Origin of the sequence: Arthrobacter sp. efr-133-R2A-63, from assembly GCF_030209795.1 — a bacterium.
Classification (GTDB): Bacteria; Actinomycetota; Actinomycetes; order Actinomycetales; family Micrococcaceae; genus Arthrobacter; species Arthrobacter bambusae_A.
Genome location: NZ_JARVRG010000005.1, coordinates 156,040 through 162,411, shown reverse-complemented (window position 1 = coordinate 162,411; position 6,372 = coordinate 156,040). Strand labels below are relative to the sequence as shown.

General features: G+C 65.2%; 6 protein-coding genes. All 6 read right to left on the bottom strand.

Annotated elements, in window-relative coordinates:
- Positions 1 to 432: 432 nt before the first annotated feature.
- The gene (locus QRN45_RS03170) at positions 433 to 1,881 is read right to left on the bottom strand and encodes a DHA2 family efflux MFS transporter permease subunit (RefSeq protein WP_284762415.1); all 1,449 of its coding nucleotides are present in this window, start codon (positions 1,879 to 1,881) and stop codon (positions 433 to 435) included.
- Positions 1,882 to 2,016: 135 nt separating this feature from the next.
- On the bottom strand, positions 2,017 to 2,919 hold the full coding sequence (gene panC / locus QRN45_RS03165; RefSeq protein ID WP_284762414.1) for a pantoate--beta-alanine ligase: 903 nt from the start codon (positions 2,917 to 2,919) through the stop codon (positions 2,017 to 2,019).
- A gap of 2 nt (positions 2,920 to 2,921) precedes the next feature.
- On the bottom strand, positions 2,922 to 3,872 hold the full coding sequence (locus QRN45_RS03160) for a Rossmann-like and DUF2520 domain-containing protein (RefSeq protein WP_284762413.1): 951 nt from the start codon (positions 3,870 to 3,872) through the stop codon (positions 2,922 to 2,924).
- Positions 3,865 to 5,358, bottom strand: a complete 1,494-nt coding sequence (locus tag QRN45_RS03155; protein WP_284762412.1) for a PH domain-containing protein — start codon at positions 5,356 to 5,358, stop codon at positions 3,865 to 3,867. The genes QRN45_RS03160 and QRN45_RS03155 overlap by 8 nt, the downstream gene beginning before the upstream one ends.
- Positions 5,355 to 5,867 (bottom strand): PH domain-containing protein, encoded by a 513-nt coding sequence (locus QRN45_RS03150; RefSeq protein ID WP_078106984.1) that lies wholly within the window; start codon positions 5,865 to 5,867, stop codon positions 5,355 to 5,357. Before QRN45_RS03150 ends, QRN45_RS03155 begins: the two co-directional genes overlap by 4 nt.
- On the bottom strand, positions 5,848 to 6,369 hold the full coding sequence (locus QRN45_RS03145) for a DUF3180 domain-containing protein (RefSeq protein ID WP_078106985.1): 522 nt from the start codon (positions 6,367 to 6,369) through the stop codon (positions 5,848 to 5,850). The genes QRN45_RS03150 and QRN45_RS03145 overlap by 20 nt, the downstream gene beginning before the upstream one ends.
- Positions 6,370 to 6,372: the final 3 nt, after the last annotated feature.

Below are 6,372 nucleotides of genomic sequence, written 5' to 3'. Positions count from 1 at the left end.
ACACACCCGGCACCACCCACACCCACAAGGGTCCAAGATCGCTCCGGAGCAACTTCCCAAACTTACCAGACACGCTCCCCCGGCACAACTCCCGAAACCAGGAACCACACCGGACAAAACACCATCCGCGACCCCCGGAAACCACACCCGAACGCAACAAAGCGAACCAGTAAAATGGTTTCCAATTGGAAGGGGGTCCGTCGCAATTTTTCCGCATCAGCGGCGGCGACTCGGTCTACTCTACACACCCCCAAGACCCGAGGCAAATCACCCCTGCATCGTCATCCCACATTTCAAAACCCGCTACAACACGCGGAATTCGGCCCCAAACACCACCCGAAGGAACGCCGTCCCGGGCGTAATCCGCAAACATGCCGTGCATCACAATCAACCCGCCGCACAAGCAGGCAAGCAGGCAAGCGAGCAAGCGGCCTAGTGCCCGGCGGCTCCCTCGGTCTTGCGCATCATGGTGGACAGCACGACGGCAACCACCGCAATCAAGGTGGCGGTCAGGAACGCTGCCTGCATCCCGGCAACAAAGCCGGACGCAGCCGAGACCACGGCGAAGATCGAAACCAGGAGTGCGGTCCCTGCGGCTCCCGCCACCTGCTGCAGGGTGCTCATGATTGCCGAGCCGTGCGAATAGAGGTGGGGCGGGAGCGGGTTGAGGCCAGTAGTGAACGCCGGGGTGAACAGCAAAGCCAAGCCCAGGCTAAGTACCGCGTAAAGGACCACGACCCACCACAGGGGGCTGCTCGCGGTGAGCATCGAGAACTGCCACAGCGTGAGTACCAACAGGATGGATCCTGTCACAGTCAGTGGGAGCGGTCCGATCTTGTCGAACAACCTACCGACCACCGGACCGAGCAGGCCCATCGCCAAGCCGCCCGGAAGAAGCGCCAGGCCGGTCTCCATCGGCTGCAGGTGGAGGACGTTCTGCAGGTAGAGCGGCAGCAGGATCACTCCGCCGAACAGGGCCATCATGGCAACCACCATGAGCAGCACCGAGACCGTGAACATGCGGAAGTTGAATGCCCTGAGGTCCAGGAGGGGCGCGTCGGACTTCTGCAACTTGAGCTGGCGGAAGACGAACGCCACCATGCACAGCACTCCGGTCACGAGCGCAGCGATCGGCAAGGCAGTCGCCCCGGCGTGGCCGCCGATCTGGCTCAGTCCATAGACCAATCCGCCGAAAGCAGGAACGGTCAGGACCACCGAGGCGAAGTCAAGCCTCACATTGCCACGCTCGCCCACGTTCGTCAGGAACTTGGCACCGATGCCCATGGCCAACAGGGCCACCGGCAGTACGAAGACGAACATGAACCGCCAGGAGAAATGGTCAAGGATGATCCCGGAAACCGTGGGGCCCAAGGCGGGCGCAACCGAAATCGCAATGGTCACGTTGCCCATCACCGCGCCGCGGCGGGACAGGGGCACCAAGGTCAAGATGGTTGTCATGAGGAGCGGGAGCATGATTGCCGTGCCGCCGGCTTGGACGATGCGTGCCAACAAGAGCACCCCAAACCCAGGGGCTAGAGCCGCGAGCAGGGTGCCGCTGCTGAACAGTCCGATGGCCAAGAGGAACGCAGCCCGAGTGGTGAGCCTCTGGAGGATGAAGCCGGTGGTGGGTATGACCACGGCCATGGTCAGCATGAATCCGGTGGAGAGCCACTGGACCGTGGGCGCGTCGACGTTGAGGTCCGTCATGAGCCGCTGCAGGGCGACGTTCATGATGGTCTCGTTGAGGATCACCACGAAGGTGGCCACAAGGAGCGTGACAATGACGGTGACAGACTCGCGCGACATCCTGTCCCTGGCGTGCTGTGTCCCCGTTTCCGGTGCGGGGCTGCCGGACCCGTCTGATGTGACGTCGGTAGACATGAGGATTCCTCAGCTGTGGGTGCGGTGGTGTCCGGCGCTCGGCACCGGTGAAGATTGCAACAGTCTAAGCCTCAACCGCACTCCCGTCAGCAGCTTAATCCAAACGTTTGCGCAGAGTCATCCGGATGTTAAGTGTCAGGAACTCAGCGGCACGTTGTCGATCAACCGTACGGGCCCGACCTGCGCCGCAATGATCGCAAGCCCTTCACCCCGGAACGGAGTTTCCTTGCAGTTTTCCGCGAGCGGTTCCAGCGTGCGGGGATCGACGACGTCGAAATAGTCCAGCTTCACGAGGGGCTGCGATTCGACGAGCGCGACGGCGGTGTCCAGCTCGAGCGGCTCGTTCGCCAGGGCGTGGGACTCGAGAAGGCGGAGGGCACGGGACAGCGCCAAGGCCGCCTCCCGCTCTTCTTCGGAAAGGAAACGGTTCCGGCTGGAAAGCGCCAGCCCTTCCGCATTGCGCACGGTAGGCACGGCCACGATGTCCACCGGGAAGCTGAGATCTGCCACCATCCGCTTCACCAGGGCCAACTGCTGGGCATCCTTCTGGCCGAAGTACGCGCGGTACGCGGCAGCACCGCCGTCGGCGGCTGGACCGCCAGGCAGACCGTAGTGCAGCAGTTTGGCGACCACTGTGAGGGCGCCGTCGAAGTGGCCGGGGCGCGAGGCTCCCTCCCATTTCTCGCCCAGGGGTCCCGAGGTCACCCGGACCAGCGGCTCCCCGCCGGGGTAGACCTCATCCACGGAAGGGGCGAAGACGAGGTCCACGCCCTCGGCGTCAAGGAGCGCCATATCGGCATCAAGCGTGCGCGGGTAGCGTTCAAGGTCCGCGGCCTCGCCGAATTGCAGGGGGTTGACGAAGATGGAGGCCACCACCACGTCGTTCTGCTCGACGGCGGTGCGGGCCAGTGCTGCGTGACCTGTGTGCAGCGCACCCATCGTGGGGACGAGGCCTTGCGAGCTGCCGCGCTTTTCAGCGAGCAACCGCACACTTTCGGCCCGCAGTTCCGCTGCGGTGGTGACGAGTTTGATGGCCATGGTCAGTTTCCTTCCTGCGTCCCGGCAGCGTCGTTGCCTGGACGGTCTTCACCGTTGTCCGGCGCACCTGGGCCGTCCAAGGCGTTGTTGATGTCGCCAAGCTGACCCTCTTTGAGCAGTCCGCGATTGGCAGCCCGGCGGGCAGTGGCCCGCGCCATGGCCCGGTAAGCAGCGAGCAGGTCGCCGCCCGCACCGCCGTCGTACTCCTTGAGGGCCTCCGCATGGGCGGCGACAGTCCCCACATCCCCGCGGGCCACGGGCCCGGTCAACGCGGATTCGCCTGAGGCCAGCGCGTTCTCCAAGGTGGCGCGGAGCAGCGGGCCGAGCATGCGTTCCGGCGCGTCGACGCCGATGTCCCGAAGCAGCTGGGATGACTGGGCCACGAGGGTGACCAGATGGTTCGAGCTGTGCGCGAGGGCTGCGTGGTAGAGCGTGCGGTCAGCCTCGGCGATGGCCACTGGTTCGGCGCCCATCTCCACCACGAGTGCTTGGGCGATGGGCAACATCGCGGCGTCGGCGGTGACCCCGAAGGTGCAGTCCATGAGCCGGGTGAGGTCCAGGCTCATGCCCGTGAACGTCATGGCCGGGTGGAGGGCGAGCGGAATGGCACCTGCAGCGCGGACCGGCTTCAGTATTCCGACGCCGAAGCGGCCGGAAGTGTGCGCCACGAGTTGTCCGGGCTGCCATGCTCCAAGCTTGGCCAGTCCGGCCACGAGTTCACCGAGGGCGTCGTCCGGGACGGCCAGGAGCACCAACTCGGACCGCTCCACGATTTCCTGGATTTCAAGGATCGGGACCCCCGGCAGCAGGGTCTCCGCCCGCTCCCGGCTCGCCTCCGACACGGCGGAAACCCCGACGACGGCGTGCTCGGCCCCGCGCAGGGCCGCACCCAAGACCGCACCCACCTTGCCGGCGCCGATGATTCCTACACCGAGTCGTCCTGGCCTAGCCATGGTCTGGTTCCTCCTGGGTCGATGCGTGCTGGATGGCATGCGTGCTTGGCGGGGCCGGCAGCGCCGTGGGCGGCAGTTGCGCCAGCCATTGCTCGCTGCTCTGCAGTCTGCGGGCTTTCCGGGCCCGGGCGGCCTGCTCGTCGAATACGCCGACCGCCTCCTCTGTGGCTGCTTGGATGAGCCGGGGCGCCACAGGCCCTGGAGTCGTATGCAGCACAAGGTCGGCCACGCCGAAGAGCCGGGCCAGGGGACCTTGGTGGAGGGCGATGGACTGGGTTCGTTGATGCGGGACCACCACCAGCCTCCGCCACAAGCGGCCGGAGCGCAGCAACAGGGCGGTCTCCGTTGACAGGAAGCCGTTGCGTCGCCAGCCCAACGGGGAAAGAATCCAGGCACGCCTGGGTGTGGTGACAAATCCCGCGTCGGAGTCCAGGCCGGTCAGCCCTGCCGTGAAGACGCGCTCGGGGTCTGCGGTACCGGGATCGGGCAGGACGAGCGAGAGCATCATCATCACCTCGGGCTTCCGCCCGACTGGAAGCAACATGGTGCGGTGCTCCCCTTCGCTACGGCGATGTTCGCCGTAGCCGGCAACGTTCACGTGGATCCGGTACCAGCCGAGAATGCGCCACAACGGCGGCTGCGTGACCTTGAGGGCCTGGATGCGGCCGGGAGGCACGGTCTGGGCCCGGGTGTCCAGGAGTCCGTATCGCAGGCGGATGCCGTCCGGGGATATTGCCGCGGTGAAGTTGTAGCCCGTGTTGAACGAACGCCAGTAGGCGGTACCCAAGCCGAGGATTGCTGGAATCAAGTAGAGGATGAAGGCCCGGGACTCGGTCAATACTGACAGCAGCACCGACGCGATGGCGCTGAGCACAATGAAGAAGCTCTGCTCGCTCAGGATCAGCGAGCCGACAAGCCTTCCAGGCGGAAGGTAGAGCACCACCTGTTCGGGTGCCTCGGGCACCTCGACTTTTTCGCTCCCGTCAGCAATGCCGGCAGCCCGGCCCAGGATAGTGGCGCGGAGCTGTTTGGCCTGCGCGAGCCTGAGGTAGGAAAGTCGCACGGCCGAATGGCCCGCGTCGGCTACCTCGAACTTCAGCTCCGCGAGCCCGAAAATGCGGGCGAGCAGCGGCTGCACGATGTCGATGGCCTGAACGCGGTCAAGCCGTGCCTGGCGCTGCTGCTTGAAAAGGAAACCGGTATTGACCCGGACGTAACCCTCGGCGAGCTGATAACGGGTGAAATACCAGCTGAGAAGGAACGAGCCCAAAGCCAGCAACAGCACGACGCCGCCCCCGGCCAGGAGCCAGAGCGTGCGTTCATTGAAGTTGTCCCCAATGGTCCCGCGGCCTTGGAGGGCTCGCTCGAAGGTATCGCGGCCGAAAAAATAGACGATCGCCGCCAGCGCCACCCATCCGCGCACGAAAGGCGACGCCGGGTGCACGCGGTGCCAATCGCCGTCGACGACGGTCTGTTCCTGGGTCACAGCCCGGCCAGCCTCGCTTCGCCTCGGGCCGAGAGCTGCTCGCGCAGCCGTGCGCCTTCAGCAGCGGGAAGTCCGGGCAAGTGGGCGTTGGTTCCAGTGGAAGCGGTGTGGAGTTTGAGGGTGCACAGTCCCAAGAGCCGCTCGACTGGCCCAACCGCGACATCGACGTACTGCATCCGGCCGTAGGGAACCACCATGGTCCGCTGGAAGAAGATACCGCGGCGGATCAGGAGGTCGTCGTCGCGTTCCGCATAGCCGATGGCCTTCACTTGCCGCGGGATCAACACGAGCCGCCACAGGGCGAGCAACAAAAGGGCCGCTGGAACGGCGACGGCGAGCCACAGCGGCGGCCACCTCCACCACCCCAGTTCCACGAAAAGCAAGGGCAGGCTGAACAGGCCGACCATGACCAGGTTGCCGATGGCCCACTCGACGAGCCGCACCGTCACGTATTTCGGCGAAACGCGCAACCACTGGATCCCGGGAGGATCAATCGCCACGGTACGCATATTCGCCTTCGCCCTTGGCCTCGCGATGTCGTGAATCCCTGATGCCGGGCCCGCCTTCCAGGTCCTCGGGCGGGATCCGGCAGAACCGCTCCACGACGAGCCCCACTATGGTCATGATGAGCCCTCCGCCGCCCATGATGAGCGCGAGCCAGAAGATTCCCTGGTCGCTGCGGAGGCTCCAGAGCCGGAGCTGCTCAATCACAATTCCCACGTGCCAGCCGAGCAGCACGGTGCCCGCATAGGCGCAGGCCTGGGCCAGGATCAGGGTTCGCGCGGCCAGGATGGGGTTGAGCATGGTCTTCTTCTTGCCGTTGCGCCAGCGCAGGACACGGATGCCCATGATCAACGTCAGCACGGCAATGACACCCATGGTCACCAACGCGGAAGGAGGAAGCACCGGCGTCGCCATGCTGTAGCGCGTGGTGAGCACGGTAGCCAGCCAGCCAATTGCGGCGAGAACGACGGCGATGATCGCCAACAAGAGCGGACGCATGGCCTTCATGGA